This is a genomic window from Schauerella aestuarii (genome assembly GCF_009866805.1).
In the GTDB taxonomy this organism is placed as follows: domain Bacteria; phylum Pseudomonadota; class Gammaproteobacteria; order Burkholderiales; family Burkholderiaceae_B; genus Schauerella; species Schauerella aestuarii.
Window position 1 is genome coordinate 502782 of record NZ_SIZW01000040.1, and the last position, 17399, is coordinate 520180.

At 63.1% G+C, this 17399-nt stretch carries 18 protein-coding genes; 8 read left to right on the top strand and 10 right to left on the bottom strand.

The annotated features are described in order from the left end of the window. Window positions 1–3: 3 nt before the first annotated feature. From EYW45_RS09140 to fdxA, 8 genes are all read right to left on the bottom strand, one after another. On the bottom strand, window positions 4–1221 hold the full coding sequence (locus EYW45_RS09140) for an ABC transporter substrate-binding protein (protein ID WP_161135045.1): 1218 nt from the start codon (window positions 1219–1221) through the stop codon (window positions 4–6). Window positions 1222–1374: 153 nt separating this feature from the next. Further along, entirely contained in the window at window positions 1375–2088 is a 714-nt protein-coding gene (locus tag EYW45_RS09145) for an ABC transporter ATP-binding protein (protein ID WP_161135046.1), read from the bottom strand. Beyond that, window positions 2085–2858: an ABC transporter ATP-binding protein gene (locus tag EYW45_RS09150; RefSeq protein ID WP_161135047.1), complete on the bottom strand. Its 774-nt coding sequence runs from the start codon at window positions 2856–2858 to the stop codon at window positions 2085–2087. Before EYW45_RS09150 ends, EYW45_RS09145 begins: the two co-directional genes overlap by 4 nt. Window positions 2859–3007: 149 nt before the next feature. Beyond that, window positions 3008–3652 (bottom strand): endonuclease III, encoded by a 645-nt coding sequence (gene nth, locus EYW45_RS09155; RefSeq protein ID WP_161135048.1) that lies wholly within the window; start codon window positions 3650–3652, stop codon window positions 3008–3010. Then, the gene (locus EYW45_RS09160) at window positions 3649–4257 is read right to left on the bottom strand and encodes an RnfABCDGE type electron transport complex subunit B (protein WP_161135049.1); all 609 of its coding nucleotides are present in this window, start codon (window positions 4255–4257) and stop codon (window positions 3649–3651) included. The genes nth and EYW45_RS09160 overlap by 4 nt, the downstream gene beginning before the upstream one ends. Before the next feature lie 9 nt (window positions 4258–4266). Beyond that, window positions 4267–5493, bottom strand: coding sequence for a polyhydroxyalkanoate depolymerase (locus tag EYW45_RS09165; protein WP_161135050.1), 1227 nt, complete (start codon window positions 5491–5493; stop codon window positions 4267–4269). 47 nt (window positions 5494–5540) lie between these two features. Next, the gene (locus tag EYW45_RS09170) at window positions 5541–6320 is read right to left on the bottom strand and encodes a ferredoxin--NADP reductase (protein ID WP_161135051.1); all 780 of its coding nucleotides are present in this window, start codon (window positions 6318–6320) and stop codon (window positions 5541–5543) included. A gap of 15 nt (window positions 6321–6335) precedes the next feature. Next, window positions 6336–6659, bottom strand: coding sequence for a ferredoxin FdxA (fdxA, locus tag EYW45_RS09175; protein ID WP_161135052.1), 324 nt, complete (start codon window positions 6657–6659; stop codon window positions 6336–6338). 161 nt (window positions 6660–6820) lie between these two features. On the opposite strand from fdxA, the gene pncB reads away from it, so the two are divergent. After that, on the top strand, window positions 6821–7996 hold the full coding sequence (gene pncB / locus EYW45_RS09180; RefSeq protein WP_161135053.1) for a nicotinate phosphoribosyltransferase: 1176 nt from the start codon (window positions 6821–6823) through the stop codon (window positions 7994–7996). Window positions 7997–8071: 75 nt separating this feature from the next. After that, window positions 8072–8422 (top strand): RidA family protein, encoded by a 351-nt coding sequence (locus tag EYW45_RS09185; protein WP_161135054.1) that lies wholly within the window; start codon window positions 8072–8074, stop codon window positions 8420–8422. A gap of 26 nt (window positions 8423–8448) precedes the next feature. Here EYW45_RS09185 and EYW45_RS09190 read toward each other — a convergent pair whose 3' ends face one another. Beyond that, entirely contained in the window at window positions 8449–8967 is a 519-nt protein-coding gene (locus EYW45_RS09190; protein ID WP_161135055.1) for a flavodoxin family protein, read from the bottom strand. Beyond that, window positions 8964–9911, bottom strand: coding sequence for a M90 family metallopeptidase (locus EYW45_RS09195; protein WP_161135056.1), 948 nt, complete (start codon window positions 9909–9911; stop codon window positions 8964–8966). The genes EYW45_RS09190 and EYW45_RS09195 overlap by 4 nt, the downstream gene beginning before the upstream one ends. Before the next feature lie 131 nt (window positions 9912–10042). Here EYW45_RS09195 and EYW45_RS09200 point away from each other — a divergent pair, with 131 nt between their 5' ends. The 6 genes from EYW45_RS09200 (at window position 10043) to EYW45_RS09225 (ending at window position 17184) form a co-directional block, all read left to right on the top strand. After that, window positions 10043–12253 carry a RelA/SpoT family protein gene (locus tag EYW45_RS09200; RefSeq protein WP_161135057.1) on the top strand — a complete coding sequence of 737 codons (2211 nt, stop codon included), beginning with the start codon at window positions 10043–10045 and terminating at the stop codon, window positions 12251–12253. 19 nt (window positions 12254–12272) lie between these two features. Further along, window positions 12273–13424: an acetylornithine deacetylase gene (gene argE, locus EYW45_RS09205; protein ID WP_161135058.1), complete on the top strand. Its 1152-nt coding sequence runs from the start codon at window positions 12273–12275 to the stop codon at window positions 13422–13424. A gap of 114 nt (window positions 13425–13538) precedes the next feature. Then, the gene (trpB, locus tag EYW45_RS09210) at window positions 13539–14738 is read left to right on the top strand and encodes a tryptophan synthase subunit beta (protein ID WP_161135059.1); all 1200 of its coding nucleotides are present in this window, start codon (window positions 13539–13541) and stop codon (window positions 14736–14738) included. 8 nt (window positions 14739–14746) lie between these two features. Continuing rightward, on the top strand, window positions 14747–15604 hold the full coding sequence (gene trpA / locus EYW45_RS09215; RefSeq protein ID WP_161135060.1) for a tryptophan synthase subunit alpha: 858 nt from the start codon (window positions 14747–14749) through the stop codon (window positions 15602–15604). A 35-nt stretch (window positions 15605–15639) separates the two neighbouring features. Beyond that, window positions 15640–16515 carry an acetyl-CoA carboxylase, carboxyltransferase subunit beta gene (accD, locus tag EYW45_RS09220; protein WP_161135061.1) on the top strand — a complete coding sequence of 292 codons (876 nt, stop codon included), beginning with the start codon at window positions 15640–15642 and terminating at the stop codon, window positions 16513–16515. A 144-nt stretch (window positions 16516–16659) separates the two neighbouring features. Next, entirely contained in the window at window positions 16660–17184 is a 525-nt protein-coding gene (locus EYW45_RS09225) for an acyloxyacyl hydrolase (RefSeq protein ID WP_202444671.1), read from the top strand. Window positions 17185–17399: the final 215 nt, after the last annotated feature.

A 17399-nucleotide genomic window follows, 5' to 3' on the forward strand; every position in this document is an offset into this window, starting at 1 on the left:
GGATCACTTCTTGACGAGTTTGCAGGTCGACTCGGACAGTTTGGTGTAGACCTCGTCGCCGGGCAGCGTGGCGATCGTCTTGTAGTAATCCCACGGTCCCTTGGATTCGGCCGGCGTCTTGACCTGGAACAGGTACATGTCGTGCACCATCCGGCCGTCTTCACGCACCACGCCGCCCTTGGCGTAGAAATCGTCGACCTTGTTGCTGCGCATCCATTTCATCAGCGTATCGGCATCGTCGGTACCGGTGGCCTTGATCGCCTTCAAATAGAAAGCCACGGCCGAGTAATCGGCGGCCTGAATGGACGACGGCTTGCGCTTCATCTTGTCTTCGAAGCGCTTGCTCCAGGCACGTGCCTCATCGCTTTGATCCCAGTACCAGCTGTCGGTCAGATACAAGCCTTGCGTGGCCTGCAGCCCGAGCGAGTGCACATCGTTGATGAACACCAGCAGGCCGGCCATTTTCATCGTGGGCGTGATGCCGAATTCGTTGGCGGCCTTGATCGAGTTGATCGTATCGCCGCCGGCGTTGGCCAGACCCAGGATCTGTGCCTTGGAACTCTGCGCCTGCAGCAGGAACGACGAGAAGTCGGCTGTGGCGAGCGGGGCGCGCACGGTGCCCTTCACTTCGCCGCCGGCCGCTTTGACGACCGCGGCCGTGTCGCGCTCGAGCGCGTGACCGAAGGCGTAGTCGGCGGTCAGGAAGAACCAGCTCTTGCCGCCGTTCTTCACCACGGCCGAACCCGTGCCCCGTGCCAGCGCCACGGTGTCGTATGCGTAGTGGATGGTGTAGGGCGTGCACTGCGAATTGGTGAGGTCGGAGGCACCGGCGCCGATCGGGAAGAAAGGCTTCTTCTTTTCGCCGGCAATGGCGGCCATGGCCAGACCGGTACTGGAGTTGGTGCCGCCCACCAGCATGTCCATGTTTTGCTGATCGAACCATTCGCGTGCGCGCGCCGAAGCGATGTCCGCCTTGTTCTGATGGTCGGCGGTGAGCAATTCGATCTTCTTGCCGTTGATTTCGCCGCCGGCGTCTTCGATCGCCATGCGGATGGCTTCGATACCGCCGCGCCCGTCGATGTCGGAGTACACGCCGGAGAGATCGGAAATGAAGCCGATGCGGATGACGTCATTGGAAATGCCTTGCGCCTGCGTGGCCGCCAGCGGCGCCGCAGCCAAGCCAGCGAGTGCCAGCGCAGCAGTGATGGTATGCAACTTCATGTCTCGACTCCTCGTCTTTTTTGATGCCGGGCTCTGCCCGGTTCTTAAATCATGTTTACTGCCGACTGCCTGACTGCTCAATCCTTCTTTCGGGCGGGAGGCGACGGGCGCACGGCGCGGCGGCAACCGTCGCCGATCGTGCCCGCGGCGCGCTCACACGCCCAGCAACTCATTCAAGGTGTCTTGTTTTTCCGCCAGCGCCGATGCATCGAAGTGTTCGACGATGCGGCCATGCTCCATCACGTAGAAGCGATCGGCCAGGGGGGCGGCGAAATGGAAGTTCTGTTCGACCATGACGATCGTGTAGCCGCGGCTCTTGAGCGTCTTGATCATGCGTGCCAATGCCTGCACGATCACGGGCGCCAGACCTTCCGAAATTTCGTCCAGCAGCAGCAGATTGGCGCCGGTGCGCAGAATGCGTGCGACCGCCAGCATCTGCTGTTCGCCGCCAGACAGGCGGGTGCCTTGCGAATGGCGCCGCTCCTGCAGGTTGGGGAACATCTCGTAGATTTCGGACAGCGACATGCCGCCGCCCAGCGCGCCGACAGGCGGGGGCAGAAGAAGATTTTCCTCGCACGACAGGCTGGAGAAGATGCCGCGTTCTTCCGGGCAATAACCGATGCCCAGATGCGCAATCTTGTACGTGGGCAAGCCGATGCTTTCGGTGCCGTGAATGCACACCGAACCTTTGCGCGAGCCGGTGAGGCCGAGGATCGCGCGCAGGGTGGTTGTGCGGCCGGCACCGTTGCGGCCGAGCAGGGTCACGACTTCGCCGGGTGCGACGGTCAGATCCACGCCATGCAGAATATGGGACTCCCCATACCAGGCTTGCAGGCCGCGGATCTGGAGAGCGGCGGTGGTCGTCATGCGTGGGCCCCTTGCAAGGCGCCGTCGGTGGTGCCCATATAGGCTTCCATGACAGCGGGATTTTTGGAGACGCTGGCGTACGGCCCTTCGGCGAGCACGGCGCCGCGCGCAAGCACGGTAATCGTGTCGGCGATCGAGGACACCACGTTCATATTGTGTTCGACCATGAGAATGGTGCGGCCCACCGACACGCGCTTGATCAACTTGGTCACGCGGTCGACGTCTTCGTGCCCCATACCCTGTGTGGGCTCGTCGAGCAGCATGAGCTCCGGCTCCATCGCCATCGTGGTCGCGATCTCGAGCGCGCGCTTGCGGCCGTAGGGCAGATTGACGGTCATTTCGTCCGCGAACTCGGCGAGGTCGACGGTTTCCAATAGCGCACGGGCCGGCGCGTCGAGATGCTTCAGACGCAGATCGCTTTGCCAGAATCGGTAGGACAGGCCCGTGGCACGCTGCAGACCGATGCGCACGTTTTCCAGCACCGTGAGATGGGGAAACACCGCCGAGATCTGAAACGAGCGGATGATGCCGCGCCGCGCGATCTGCGCGGGACGTTCGCCAGTGATGTCGGCGCCATTGAACAGGATCTGCCCACGCGTGGGCGTGAGGAATTTGGTCAATAAATTGAAGCAGGTGGTCTTGCCGGCCCCATTGGGACCGATCAAGGCATGGATCTGACCGCGCTTGACGTTCAGATCGACATTATTGACCGCGACGAAACCACGAAACTCTTTGGTCAGGCCACGCGTTTGCAGGATTGTCTCGTCCATTTTTTTTGCGCCGCAACGGGTACTTTTCTTTTAGTCGTTGCGGCAAGAATACGGACGTCAGACGCGCATTGCTATGCGGGTTTGTCATAGGTGCGGTGCAACGTGAACGATCGCCATGCCGTCACGAACGGCGCTCGAATCGGCAGGCGTCAGGCGGCGTTGGCGGCGGTTTTGTGCTTGTACTCGCACAAATCCTCAATGCCGCATTGCGGGCATTTGGGCTTGCGTGCCACGCACACATAGCGCCCATGCAGGATGAGCCAATGGTGGGCGTCCAGCAGAAAGTCGCGGGGCACGAATCGCATAAGCTTATGCTCGACTTCGACCACATTCTTGCCCAATGCAAGATGCGTGCGGTTGGCGACGCGAAAGATATGCGTATCCACCGCCATGGCGGCTTCGCCGAATGCCGTGTTGAGCACGACGTTGGCGGTTTTTCGGCCCACTCCCGGCAGGCTTTCAAGCGCCTCGCGGGTTCGCGGGACGTCGCCCGCATACGTATCGAGCAGGATGCGGCACGTGGCCACGACGTTCTTGGCTTTGGTTTTGTACAGGCCGATGGTTTTGATGCGTTCGGCCACGCCTTCCACGCCCAAGTCGAACAACCCTTGCGGTGTGCCATGCTCGGGAAAGAATCGGCGCGTGGCGAGGTTGACCGATTTGTCCGTCGCCTGTGCCGAAAGCAGCACCGCGATGAGCAACTGGAATGGCGTGTCGTATTCGAGTTCGGTCTTGGGGCTGGGATTGGCGGCGCGCAGGCGCGTGAAAATTTCCAGTCGCTTTTGCGCGTTCATGGCCGGCGTTGCTCTCGACGCGCACGCGCCTGCGCCAGGGCCTGGGCGATGGCGGCGCGTTTTTTGTCGACGGCCTCATCGTCGGCCGGCGCCACCGGCACGTCGGCGGCCGCGCGCGCGCGCTGCTGGCGTGTCAGATAGGCACGATGCCGCTGCCGGCCGAGGGCTGCATCGTCGGCCGTCCATGCCCGGCCCGCCGGCACCATGCTGATGCAATCGACCGGACAGGGTGCAACGCACAGATCGCATCCGGTGCACACGTCGGGCAGAATCGTATGCATGCGCTTATTGGCGCCGACGATCGCATCGACCGGGCACGCCTGAATGCAGAGCGTACAGCCGATGCAATGCGCTTCGTCGATCACCGCCACCTGCAAGGGCACCGGCCGCCCGCGGCTCAGGTCGAGCGGCGGCGCGGGCACATCGAGTACATCGGCCAAGGCTTGCACGCCGGCTTGTCCGCCCGGCGGGCAGCGATCGATGGGCGCGCCATCTTCGGCCATGGCCGCGGCGTACGGACGGCACCCGTCATAGCCGCATTGCCGGCATTGGGTCTGGGGCAGTCGGGCGTCGAGCCGGTCGATCAGTAAAGCAACAGCGGTCACAAGGAAAACTCAAGCGTGGTCGTGGATGAAGGCCGCAATTTTCGGATAGACGAGGGTGCGCCAGCGACGGCCCGAGAAGATGCCGTAATGGCCGCAATCCGGCGCGGTGAAATGCTGCTTGTCGCCTGCGGGGATATTGGCGCACAACTTCTGCGCCGCGCGCGTCTGGCCTTGACCGGAGATGTCGTCCAACTCGCCTTCGACGGTGAGCAGGGCAACGTTCTCGATGGCCGACGGATCGACGGTGACGCCGTCCACCTGCCACAGTCCGCGCGGCAGTTGATACTCCTGGAACACCATGCGGATCGTGTCGAGATAGAACTCCGCAGGCATATCCAGTACGGCGTTGTACTCGTCGTAGAAGCGGCGGTGGCTTTCGGCATCGCTGTCATCGCCGCGCACGAGATCCTGGTAGAAATCGTAGTGCGACTGCATATGGCGGTCGGGGTTCATCGCCACGAAGCCGGCGTGCTGCAGAAAGCCCGGATACACACGGCGCCCGACGCCGGGGTGGCGCCCGGGCACCCGATGAATCAGCTGGCTTTCGAACCATTCGAACGGTTTGGTTTCGGCCAGACTGTTCACCTGCGTGGGTGACTCGCGCGGATCGATCGGCCCGCCCATCATCGTCATGGTCTTGGGCTGGCAGGGGTCGTTCTCCTGCGCCATCAGCGAGATGGCGGCCAGTACCGGCACCGTGGGCTGACAGACGGAAATCACATGCACGTCCGGGCCGAGCGCGCGGATGAAGTCCTGAATGTAGTGAACATAATCATTCAGATGAAACGGGCCGGCCGACACGGGCACCATGCGCGCATCGATCCAGTCGGTCACGTACACATCGTGCTCGGGCATCAGCGTGCGCACGGTATCGCGCAGGAGCGTGGCATGGTGACCCGACAGCGGCGCCACCAGCAGTACGCGCGGATCGGCGGCATGGCCCTTCGGTGTGGCGCGTTCGAAGTGAATCAGATTGCAGAACGGCTTGGCGACAGCCACGCGCTCCGTGACGGCGACGGTTTTGCCGCCCACCTCGGTCGTCGGCAATTGCCAGGCGGGTTTCTCGTACTCTTTGCCGATCCGGTGGACGAGTTCGTAGCTGGCGGCGATCTGCCGCGATAGCGGCGTATAGGCCAGCGGACTGAATGGATTGGAAAACAGCTGCGAGCCCAGGTCGGTAAAGGCAGCGATGGGCGTCAAAAAGGCGCGCTGGATTTCATGCAGTTGATACAGCATCGGTTCGCTTCCAAAAAGGACTGCGGGGCAAGGCGCAGGAGGCGCAATTACCAGTAATTCTCGACGGCCAGATTGCCGGGGATACCCCGGCGTCCGGGCGCAAAACCCCGATCAGCTAGCAGTTTGCGCGCCGCGCTCAGCATCTCGGGGTTGCCGCACAGCATAATCTTCGCCTGCGCCGGATCCAGGGGCAGACCGGCGAGGGCTTCGAGCCGCCCATCTTCGATCAGCGTGGTGAGGCGCGCTTGCGGCAGGTCGCCCGACGGCTCGCGGGTGGCGATCGGCAGATACACCAGACGGGCGGAATCCACCGGCGGCGCATCGCGCCAGCCCCTTATCGTGTCGGCATACGCCAACTCTTCCAGGTGCCGTACGCCATGCACCAATAAGATGCGGCGGTAGCGCCGCCAGGTTTCCGGATCGCGCAGCAGCGACATATAAGCCGACAGGCCGGTACCGGTGGCAAGCAGCCACAGATCGCCTTCGGGTGCGAAGCGGTCGAGGGTCAAAAACCCGAACGGCGTTTTGTCGATGTAGATCGCATCGCCCGGCTGCAAAGCGGCCAGCCGCGGGCTGAATTCGCCGTCGGGCACCACGATGGAGTAGAACTCCAGGCCCGCGTCGCCGGGGGCGGTCACCATCGAGTAGGCGCGCCAGAGTGTGGGCGGCCCTTCGGGATCGTCCAGCGCCGGCAGGCCCAGGCGCGCGAACTGGCCCGCCTGGTAGACGTAGCCGGCATCGCGCGTGGTGCGCAGCGAGAAGAGCTTATCCGCCACCCAGGTATCGACTGCGGTGACGGTTTGGCGGGTGTACTTGGCGTCGGTCATCGGCCGGTGATCGGCTTAACGCTCGAGATGCTGCAGTTTGTCCGGTACGCCGTTCCACTCGTCGGCATCGGGCAGCGGCTTTTTCGCGCGGCTGATCGACTTGAACTCGCTGGACAGTTCGGCGTTGAGCGCGATGAACGCGAGCTGATCCTGCGGCACGTCTTCTTCAGCGAAGATGGCGTTGGCAGGGCACTCGGGAATGCACACCGCGCAATCGATGCATTCGTCGGGATCGATGATCAGAAAGTTTGGGCCTTCGCGAAAACAGTCGACCGGGCATACGTCCACACAGTCGGTGAACTTGCATTTGATACAGTTTTCGGTGACGACATGGGTCATGCGGTACTCCGGTCCGTGCTTTTTGAGTCAATCTCGCATTTTACCCGGTCGGCGCCGCCAGGGACCATATAACCCCCTTCATCTATATGGACAGGGGGCATAAGACGCCATACCGGGCCTCCTGGCTGTGCTACTGTGTGCGCAAAATACGACAAGACACCATGATCATTACCTCGTTACTCGATACGGATCTGTACAAGTTCAGCATGATGCAAGTCGTGCTGCACCATTTCCCGGCGGCGCAGGTGGAGTACCGGTACAAATGCCGGACCCCGAATATCGACTTGCGCCCGTATCTGGACGAGATCCGGGCCGAGGTGCACAGCCTGTGCCAGTTGCGGTTCACGACCGATGAACTCAACTATCTGAAGAGCCTGCGATTCATCAAGAGCGACTTCGTCGATTTCCTTGAGCTCTTTCACATGCCGGAGCGTTGCATCTCCATCGAGCCGGATGGCCATTCGGGCGAGATTGCGATCAACGTCAAAGGGCCGTGGCTGCACACGATTCTGTTTGAGATTCCGGTGCTGGCGATCGTCAACGAGGTGTATTTCCGCAATACGCAGCGCTCACCGCAATGGGAAGAGGGCCGCGAGCGTCTGCAGTCGAAGATGAAACTGGTGATCGACGATCCGGCGCTGGCCGACTTTCGGGTGGCCGAGTACGGTACGCGCCGGCGGTTCTCCGGCGCCTGGCACGAAGAAGTCGTCACTACCATGAAGGCCCAGATGGGCCAGCATTTCGCCGGCACGAGCAACGTGCTGCTGGCCAAGCGCCACGGCGTGCTGCCGCTGGGAACGATGGGACACGAGTATCTTCAGGCGTGCCAGGCATTGGGCCCGCGTCTGCGCGATTCGCAGGTGTACGCCCTCGAAGTCTGGGCGAAGGAATATCGCGGCGATCTGGGTATCGCGCTGTCCGACGTGTATGGCATGAATGCCTTCCTGCGCGATTTCGACATGTATTTCTGCAAGCTTTTCGATGGCGCACGGCACGATTCGGGCGATCCGTTCGTCTGGGGCGAACACATGATTCGCCATTACGAACAAAACCGCTGCGATCCGCGCACCAAAACGCTGGTGTTTTCCGATAGTCTGACCATTCCGCGCGCCATCGAACTGGCCACGCGGTTTGCCGGCCGTTGCCGCGTGTCGTTCGGTATCGGCACCAATCTCACCAACGATCTCGGCCACGAGCCTTTGCAGATCGTGATGAAGATGGTTCGCTGCAATGGCCAGCCGGTGGCGAAGGTATCCGATGCGCCTGAAAAGACCATGTGCGACGATCCCGCTTATCTGGCGTATCTGCGGCAGGTTTTCGAACTGCCGCCCGCCTGACGGCGGCAGGCCGTCATTCTCGCCGGCCGGGCCGATCTGCGGCACGCCGGCCAACGTGTTTCAACTGGAGGTTTTATGAGCATCAAACGTGTGAACGTCGAGAAACGTCTGTCGGACATGGCGATTTACAACGGCGTGGCGTATCTGGCCGGCCAGGTGCCGGACGACGCCACGGCGGACATCACGGGTCAGACCGCGCAGGTGCTGGCGACGATCGATCGCCTGCTGGCCGAAGCCGGTACCGACAAGACCCGCATTCTGATGGCGCAGATTTTCGTGGCCAACATGAAAGAATTCGATGGCATGAACAAGGCCTGGGACGCATGGGTTGCCGCCGGCAATGCGCCTCCGCGCGCCACCGTCGAAGCCCGTCTGGCCAATGCCGACTTCAAGGTCGAAATCGTGGTGACGGCTGCCGTCGGCTGATACGGCGGGCTGGGGTGAACGGAGCGTTATCCCGTTTGCGACAGCGCCAGGGTGGCCGCCATCAGGCCCCCCAGATTCATGCACTCGGTGCGCGCAAGCGTGCCGATTTTTTTGGGCGCGAGGATTTGCGCGGGCGTTTGTGCGCCGAGATTGACGATCAGCGGGTCGCCCACGGCCTGCAGCCGCCATCCTGCGCAGATGCGCGCCATCTGCCGCGCCGCGCCCGAGCCATCGCTGCCCGCGCTGACCGCCAGCGCGTACGGGCGTCCGGCCAAGCGATCCAGCACAGGGTAGTAGCAGCGGTCGAAGAACGCTTTCATTTCGCCGGATACCGTCGCCAGGTTTTCCGGCGCGCAAAACAGGTAGCCGTCGGCGTGAAGCAGATCGTCGGCCGAGGCGAGCGTCGCAGGCTGACGGGCGACCGCGACCTGATCGGCCGCCGCCATTTCCGCAAGCGTGGCCGCTGCGCCCTCGGCCAGCGCCTGTGCCATCTGTTCGGCCGCGCCCGTACGCGAATGCCACACGATCAGCAGGCGCGCGCTCATGCCGGCGGTAACGCTGCGGGGGCGGCGCCGTCAGGAAGGGCCTGAGGGGCCTGACGGGCTGCATCGGCCCCATCGAGGGCGACAGGCTTATCCGGCGCATCGGCATCATCGGCCGCCAATCGGCGCAGGGGTTCCTGCCGGTAGTACTGCTCCAGCAAGGCAAACCATTGCGGAAGCGCGGCGGCGAGCGGTTCCGGATCGGTAAAGAAATGCTCCGAGCTGACAGCGAAGAATTCGGCTTCGTCAGTGGCGGCATAGGGGTCCAGCGGCAGAGCGGCGTAGTACACGTCGGCATCGGGGCCTTCCGGGTCGACGTCGGACGGGATGCTGGATTCGGTGCGTTCAAGCATCTGGACGAAGCTGTCGTAGCTGGCCTCGAGCACGCGGCGCCACAGCCGGGGGCTCAATTCGCGATGGGCGTGCAGGCTGGGCATGCCGTCGGCATCGCCGCCGTGCAGGTCGAGCTTGTGCGCGAATTCGTGGATCACCACATTGAAGGCATCGGTGTGCTGGCTTGCGTCCGACCAGGACAGCACAATGGGGCCGCCCTCCCAGGCTTCGCCGGCCGCCTCCTCGACGTACTCGTGGGTCACGCCATCATCGTCCACCTGAGAGCGGGGGATGGCGAAGCCCCCCGGGTAAACGATGATCTCGTTCCAGCCTTCGTACAACGTCGGATCCAGATGCAGGATCGGCAGCGCGGCCTGGGCGGCGATCGCCAGACGCATGGCGTCCGTGAGTTCGAGGCCTTGGGCGCCGTTCATGGTTTTGCTGGCGAGCAACCAGGCCGTACGCCCGCGCAAAGCCTCGCGCTCCGCAGCATCGAGCGCCGCGAGAAACGGGTATGCGGCCAGCAACGCCGACCAGCGGTCAGGGTCGATACGGGACTGCATGTCGGCGACCTCGGCGGTGCGGGCGCCGCGTCCTTTGAGCCAACGCAACATAAATGGGCTTCCTTGGGGGCTTGCGCGCCCGGTTTGGGGGCTTCGGTCGGGCGCGTGCCTAGTGTAGAGTGTCGGCAACAACCGGTTCCGCGCGTCCTGCGGCAAATTTTAGTCCTTACACCGCTCCCGCGATGTCCGCTGCTCACGATCCTCTTGCTTCGTCACCTTTCGATGCCGCCTGGTTGGAGGCAGTGTGCACGGAGCTGAATCCGGACGGCCGCGCCCTGCTGGCTCGCGTGCGCGAGTGGGTGCCCGAGCGCTTCGACGGCAAACTCGCGCCAAGCGGCGAGCCGCTGGCCCTGCATGGCGCGCACGTGGCGCTCATTCTGGCCAGCCTGCATACCGATGCTGCCACGCGTGCGGCCGCCGTGATGGCCGCATTGCCCACCGATCTGGCGGCACCCGTGCCGTCGCTGCGCGACGATCCCGTGGCGCAAACCTTCGGTGCCGATATTGCCAAGTTGGTGCAGGGCTCGCATGCCCTGGTTCGTCTGGGGCTGGTGGCGCGCGGCGCAAGCGGTGCGGGCGTCGACAGCGGCACGCAGAAGGAAATGCTGCGCAAGATGCTGCTGGCCATGGCCGCCGATCTGCGCATTGTGCTGATGCGATTGGCCTCGCGGCTGCGCACCTTGCGCTGGCACGCCGAATCCAAAACGCCGTGCGAGGCCGATTTCGCGCGCGAAACGCTCGATCTGTACTCGCCGCTGGCCAATCGTCTGGGCATCTGGCAGATCAAATGGGAAATGGAAGATCTGGCTTTCCGTTTTCTTGAGCCGGATACCTACAAGCGCATCGCCAAGCTGCTGGAGGAAAAGCGCGTCGAGCGCGAGGCCTTCATCGCCGACGCGATCGCGCGCATGCAGGAAGGGCTCGCCAGGACGGGGGTACAGGCCGAAGTGAGCGGCCGCCCCAAGCATATCTACAGCATCTGGAACAAGATGCGGCTGAAGTCGCTCGACTTTTCGCAGTTGATGGATGTGCGTGCCTTGCGGGTCATCGTCGAGGATGTGCGCGACTGTTATTCGGCGCTCGGCCTTGTGCACGATATGTGGGCGCCGGTGGGCGATGCGTTCGACGATTACATCACGCGGCCCAAGCCTAACGGTTATCGCTCCTTGCATACCGTGGTCAGCGACGATGCCGGACGGCCGTTCGAGGTGCAGATCCGCACGCGCGAAATGCACCAGTTCGCCGAGTACGGGATGGCCGCCCATTGGCGCTACAAAGAAGCGGGCAATCGCGGCGGCCAGGTCGTGGCCAGCAGCGATTACGACCGCAAGCTCGCCTGGATGCGCCAGTTGCTGGCCTGGAACGATGAGCTCGACGAAGGCGACGGCCAGCGCATCTCGGGCGAGGACCACATTTACGTGCTCACGCCGCAGGCCCGCGTCATCGAACTGCCGGTCGGCGCCACGCCCGTGGATTTTGCGTATTACCTGCACACCGATCTCGGTCACCGGTGCCGCGGCGCCAAGGTCGACGGCCAGATGGTGCCGTTGAACACGCGCCTCTCGACCGGACAGACCGTTGAAGTGGTCACGACCAAATCGGGCGGACCGTCGCGCGACTGGATCAATCCGCAACTCGGATTCCTGGCCAGCCCGCGTTCGCGCGCCAAGGTGCGCATGTGGTTCAACGCCATCGAACTGCAGCAGCGCATCACGCAGGGCCAGACGCTCGTCGAGAAAGAGCTGCAGCGATTGGGCAAAACGGCGGTCAATCTCGAGCAGCTCGCCCAGCAGTTGGGCTTTTCCAAAGCGGAAGATTTGTACGTCGCGGCGGCCAAGGAAGAGTTCAGTCTGCGCCAGATCGATGCGCTGTTTCATCAGCCTGCCGATACCCGTGCGGACGATACCGTGGTCACGCACGCCAGCCGGGCCGAGAGCGCCGAGCGAAGCGGCCGCAGCGGTGTACTGGTGGTGGGCGTGGACTCGCTCATGACGCAGTTGGCGCGTTGCTGCCGGCCCGCGCCTCCGGATAATATTGTGGGTTTCGTCACGCGTGGGCGCGGCGTGTCGATTCATCGGCGCGAGTGCCATGCTTATCGCGCGCTGGCCGAGCGTGAGCCCGAGCGGGTGATCGACGTCGACTGGGGTGAAACCGGCGACACGCTTTACCCCGTGGACATCAGCGTGCGCGCCATCGATCGCTCGGGGCTGTTGCGCGATCTGTCGGAAATTTTTGCCCGTCTGCGTTTGAATGTGATTGGTGTGAATACGCAAAGCCGCCAATCGCTCGCGCATATGGTTTTTACGGTCGAGGTCAAAGACGCGGATTCGATGACGCGCGCGGTCTCGGCCTTGAGTGAACTGAACGGCGTGACGTCGGTAACGCGCCGCTGAACCCAATAAGGATGCACACGTGAACGCACGTCAATGGCTCGAACGCCTGGTCGCTTTCGATACGACCAGCCGCCACTCCAACCTCGCCCTGATCGAAGACCTGCGCGACGCGCTCGCCGGCCACGGGTTGAAGCCCTGGTTGGCGCACAACGCCGAAGGCAGCAAAGCCAATCTCTTCGTGACCCTGCCGGCCGCAGACGGCAACGAGGCGGGTGGCATTGTGCTGTCGGGCCACACCGATGTGGTGCCGGTGGATGGCCAGAACTGGACCACCGATCCGTTCAAGCTCACCGAGCGCGACGGCAAGCTGTATGGCCGCGGTTCATGCGACATGAAGGGCTACATCGCCACAGCCATGAGCCTGGTGCCCACGTTCCTCAGCCAACCGCGCAAGAAGCCGCTGCACTTCGCGTTTTCGTACGACGAGGAAGTGGGCTGCGTGGGCGCACCCGTGATGTTGCGCGCCTTGCGCGAGCGCGGCATTCACCCGGAGGGCTGCATCGTGGGCGAGCCCACCGGCATGCAGGTCGTGGTGGCACACAAGGGCATCAACCTGTTTCGCTGTGCGTTGCAAGGCTGCGCGGCGCACTCGTCGCTCACGCCCTCCGGTTGCAACGCCATCGAGTACGCCGCGCGCCTGATCGTGCGCATCCGCGAAATCGCCGATCGCTTCAAAGCCGAAGGTCCTTACGATAATTTCTTCGACGTGCCGTTCACGACGATGACGACCAACCAGATCCAGGGCGGCATCGCGGTCAACACGATTCCGCAGGCCTGCAACTTCCTGTATGAGTTCCGCAATCTGCCGGGCGCGCGTCCGGACGAGATCCAGGCCGAAGTGGAAGCCTACGTGCGCGATACGTTGCTGCCGGCCATGAAAGCCGAGTTCGGCGATGCCCGGATCGATATCGACGCCGTGGCGGCAGCCCCGGCCTTGGAGGCCTCCGAGCAGGCCGCGATCACCGAGCTGGTGCGCGGGCTCACGCGCGACAACGACACCCGCAAAGTGGCGTACGGCACCGAAGCGGGTCTGTTCCAGGCCAGCGGCATTCCCACTGTGGTGTGCGGACCCGGCCACATCCGCCACGCGCATGCGCCCGACGAATTCGTGGATATCGACCAGCTCGAATCCTGCGAGCGTTTTCTCAAGCAGCTTTCCGCGGCCACCTGAACCGGTGCGCCCATGGGCGCGAGCGGCCTCGCACTGTTAGAATGCTCTGTTCCCTAACCGGGCCAGAAGACCGTGTCATGACGCCTCGTGCCCGGGTGAGCGTGGAGATTTACCTTGAAACCCTACGATTTTCCTGATGCCACTGGCCACTTCGGCCCCTATGGCGGCGTGTTCGTCGCGGAAACCCTCATGCACGCGCTCGATGAGCTGCGTGTTGCGTACTCCGCATGCTGGCAGGATCCGGCGTTCGTTCAGGCGTATCGGTACGAACTCAAACACTTCGTAGGGCGTCCCAGCCCGGTCTATCACGCCAGCCGCTGGTCGGAAAAACTGGGTGGCGCGCAAATCTGGTTCAAGCGCGAAGATTTGAACCACACCGGCGCGCACAAGATCAACAATTGCATCGGACAGGCCTTGCTGGCCCGTCAGATGGGCAAGCCGCGCGTCATCGCCGAAACCGGCGCCGGGCAGCATGGCGTCGCCACCGCTACCGTCGCCGCGCGCTACGGCATGGAATGCGTGGTGTACATGGGCAGCGAAGATATTCGCCGCCAGGCGTCCAACGTCTATCGCATGAAGCTTCTGGGCGCCACCGTGGTGCCCGTGGAGTCCGGTTCGCGCACCCTGAAGGATGCGCTCAACGAAGCGATGCGCGACTGGGTCGCCAATATCGAAAATACGTTCTACATCATCGGCACCGTCGCCGGCCCGCATCCGTATCCGCAGATGGTGCGTGACTTCCAGGCCATCATCGGTCAGGAATGCATCACGCAGATGCCTGAAGTGGTGGGCCGTCAGCCCGACGTGGTCGTGGCATCGGTGGGTGGCGGTTCGAACGCCATGGGCATTTTCCATCCCTACATCGGGTTCGACGACGTGCAACTCGTGGGCGTCGAAGCGGCGGGCGAGGGCATGGATTCGGGCCGTCACGCAGCCTCGCTGGCCGCGGGCCAGGTGGGCGTGCTGCACGGCAACCGCACGTATGTGATGCAGAACGAAGATGGCCAGGTGCAGGAAACGCATTCGGTCTCTGCCGGTCTGGACTATCCCGGTGTCGGCCCCGAGCACGCCTGGTTGATGGACAGCAAGCGCGCCACCTACGTGGGCATCACGGACGAGGAAGCGCTGGCGGCGTTTCACGATTGCTGCCGCACTGAAGGCATCATCCCGGCGCTCGAGTCGGCGCACGCGATCGCCCATGCCGTAAAGATTGCACCCACGATGTCCAAGGACAAGGTCATTCTGGTCAACCTGTCGGGCCGTGGCGACAAGGACATGCATACCGTCGCCGAGCGCGCCGGCATCGTGCTGTGAGCGGCGCCATGACTGCCTCCACCGATCGTATTGCCCACACCTTTGCACGCCTCGCCACCGAGGGCCGTGCGGCGTTGATTCCCTATATCGCTGCAGGCGATCCCACACCGGCGGCCACGGTGCCGCTGATGCACGCCCTGGTGGCGGCCGGCGCCGACGTGGTCGAACTGGGGGTGCCGTTTTCCGATCCCATGGCCGATGGCCCCACGATCCAGCGCGCCGCCGAGCGCGCGATCGCGCAAGGCGTCGGACTGTCGCACGTGCTCGAATTGGTACGCGCTTTTCGTGAGAGCGACCAGACGACCCCGGTCGTCTTGATGGGATATGCCAACCCCATCGAGCGGATGGGGCAGGCCGCTTTTGCCGAACGGGCGCAGGCTGCTGGTGTGGATGGCGTTCTGGTCGTCGACTACCCGCCCGAAGAAGTGGATGTGTTTTCGGGTCAGTTGGCCGCGCACGGCATCTCGCCGATCTTTCTTCTGGCGCCCACCTCGACCGATGACCGCATCGCCGCCATCGCCCGCATTGCGCGCGGCTATGTGTATTACGTCTCGCTCAAGGGCGTGACGGGAGCGGCCACGATCGATACGACCGATGTCGCCCGCCGCGTGGAAGCGATCCGCAAGCATGTGAAGATTCCAGTGGGTGTCGGCTTCGGCATCCGCGATAGCGAGAGCGCGCGACAAGTGGCGCAAGTCGCCGATGCCGTCGTGATCGGCAGCAAACTTATCGATACCATCGATCAGGCCGTCCAGGGCGTGGCGCCCGAGGACGTGGCCGCTACCGCAGCGGCGGCGGGCGGTGCCTGGTTGCAATCCATTCGTCAAGCGATCGACACCGTCGAGCGTAAAAGCGTCACGGCCTGACCGGCCGCGCGCGTTATTCAGGATACTCACACGACATGAGCTGGCTCGAAAAACTCCTGCCTCCCCGCATCAACAAGACGGCCGACAACGGTCAGCGACGCGTGCCCGAAGGGCTGTGGGTCAAGTGCCCGTCCTGCGAAGCCGTGCTTTATCACGAGGATCTGGCCGCCAACCTGCATGTGTGCCCCAAATGCGATCACCACATGCGCATTGGCTCACGAGCGCGCCTCGATTCACTGCTCGATCTGGAAGGCCGCATCGAGATCGGTGGCGAAACGCGCTCGGTCGACACCCTCAAGTTCAAAGATACGCGCAAGTATCCCGATCGTCTGTCCGAAGCCACCAAGCAAACCGGTGAAACAGACGCCATGGTGGTCATGAGCGGCTCGATTCTGGGTGTGGCCTCGGTCGTGGCCTGCTTCGAGTTCAGTTTCATGGGAGGCTCGATGGGCTCCGTGGTGGGCGAGCGTTTTGCACGCGGCGCGCAAGCCGCACTCGACAATAAAACCCCGTTCATATGCGTGGCGGCGTCGGGCGGCGCGCGGATGCAGGAAAGCTTGCTGTCGCTGCTGCAGATGGCCAAAACCAACGCCATGCTCACACGCCTGTCCGCAGCCGGCCTGCCGTTCATCAGCGTATTGACCGATCCTACGATGGGCGGGGTATCCGCCTCATTCGCGTTCATGGGCGATGTGGTGATCGCCGAGCCCAAGGCCTTGATCGGCTTTGCGGGCCCGCGGGTGATCGAACAAACCGTTCGCGAGAAGTTGCCCGAGGGCTTCCAGCGCTCCGAATTCCTGCTCGAAAAGGGCGCCGTCGACATGGTGGTCGATCGCCGCCAGTTGCGGGAAGAATTGGCCCGCTTGCTGACCTTGCTGACCAATCAGCCGGCCGATGTTGTTGCCGCCTGACGACAGGTCGGTGAAACCATAAGTGTCCGATGCGGGCTTGGAGCGACAGCGTGGCTCCAAGCCCGTAATATCTTTTGTGTTCTGTTATTGATGATCGATGTGGAGTTTCTGATGCAAAAAACAACAACAACCAAGCGTTGGGCGATGACCCTTGCAGGCCTGGTTTTGGCTGGTGCAGGTTCGGTGGCGATGGCCCAGGCCGGTCCGGCTGGCACCAACGGCGGCATCGGAGTGAAGTACGGTCAGGGCGATAACTACTCGCGTACATCGTTGTCTTACGAAACGCCGCGTTTCTGGACGTATGACCTGGGCGGTAACTGGGGTCGTCTGGATCTGGTCGGTGAAGGCAGCGTGTCGTACTGGAAGGCTGACGGCAGCCGTCAACCTGGCCACGTATGGCAATTGAGCGCCATGCCTTTCCTGCGCTGGTGGGTGAGCGAGCGCTTCTTCATTGAAGGTGGCGTGGGCGTGACGGCATTCAGCCACACCCGCTTTGCCGACGAAACGATCAGCACCGCATTCCAGTTCGGCGATCAGATCGGCGTGGGCTTCCAGATGACGCAAAACAGCCGTCTGGGCCTGCGTTACGCGCACTTCTCGAACGCCAGCATCAAGCGCCCGAATCCGGGCCTGGATGTGGTCGAGCTGGGCTACACGTACACGTTCTAAGTTCGCGGCGCGTTATCGCGCGGCGCTCGAAAACCTCCCTCTCGGGAGGTTTTTTTATGGCCGACGTCGGCCAGGTCAGGCCGATGTGAACGATGGGGAGACCGCGCCCCGCGCCGACATACGAGCGCCCCGCGCCCGACCTGCTTCTGTTGTCAGGCATAGAAAGCCGGGCGATTGCAAATCGCCGCGCTAAAAAAACCGCGGCCAGCCAAAGC

Coding starts and splice junctions, on each gene's coding strand:
- pncB (WP_161135053.1), top strand. CDS start 6,821: ATGATCATTACCTCGTTACTCGATACGGATCTGTACAAGTTCAGCATG.
- EYW45_RS09145 (WP_161135046.1), bottom strand. CDS start 2,088: ATGACGACCACCGCCGCTCTCCAGATCCGCGGCCTGCAAGCCTGGTAT.
- EYW45_RS09150 (WP_161135047.1), bottom strand. CDS start 2,858: ATGGACGAGACAATCCTGCAAACGCGTGGCCTGACCAAAGAGTTTCGT.
- EYW45_RS09170 (WP_161135051.1), bottom strand. CDS start 6,320: ATGACCGACGCCAAGTACACCCGCCAAACCGTCACCGCAGTCGATACC.
- fdxA (WP_161135052.1), bottom strand. CDS start 6,659: ATGACCCATGTCGTCACCGAAAACTGTATCAAATGCAAGTTCACCGAC.
- EYW45_RS09225 (WP_202444671.1), top strand. CDS start 16,660: ATGACCCTTGCAGGCCTGGTTTTGGCTGGTGCAGGTTCGGTGGCGATG.
- EYW45_RS09165 (WP_161135050.1), bottom strand. CDS start 5,493: ATGCTGTATCAACTGCATGAAATCCAGCGCGCCTTTTTGACGCCCATC.
- EYW45_RS09200 (WP_161135057.1), top strand. CDS start 10,043: ATGTCCGCTGCTCACGATCCTCTTGCTTCGTCACCTTTCGATGCCGCC.
- EYW45_RS09190 (WP_161135055.1), bottom strand. CDS start 8,967: ATGAGCGCGCGCCTGCTGATCGTGTGGCATTCGCGTACGGGCGCGGCC.
- trpA (WP_161135060.1), top strand. CDS start 14,747: ATGACTGCCTCCACCGATCGTATTGCCCACACCTTTGCACGCCTCGCC.
- accD (WP_161135061.1), top strand. CDS start 15,640: ATGAGCTGGCTCGAAAAACTCCTGCCTCCCCGCATCAACAAGACGGCC.
- nth (WP_161135048.1), bottom strand. CDS start 3,652: ATGAACGCGCAAAAGCGACTGGAAATTTTCACGCGCCTGCGCGCCGCC.
- EYW45_RS09195 (WP_161135056.1), bottom strand. CDS start 9,911: ATGTTGCGTTGGCTCAAAGGACGCGGCGCCCGCACCGCCGAGGTCGCC.
- EYW45_RS09185 (WP_161135054.1), top strand. CDS start 8,072: ATGAGCATCAAACGTGTGAACGTCGAGAAACGTCTGTCGGACATGGCG.
- EYW45_RS09140 (WP_161135045.1), bottom strand. CDS start 1,221: ATGAAGTTGCATACCATCACTGCTGCGCTGGCACTCGCTGGCTTGGCT.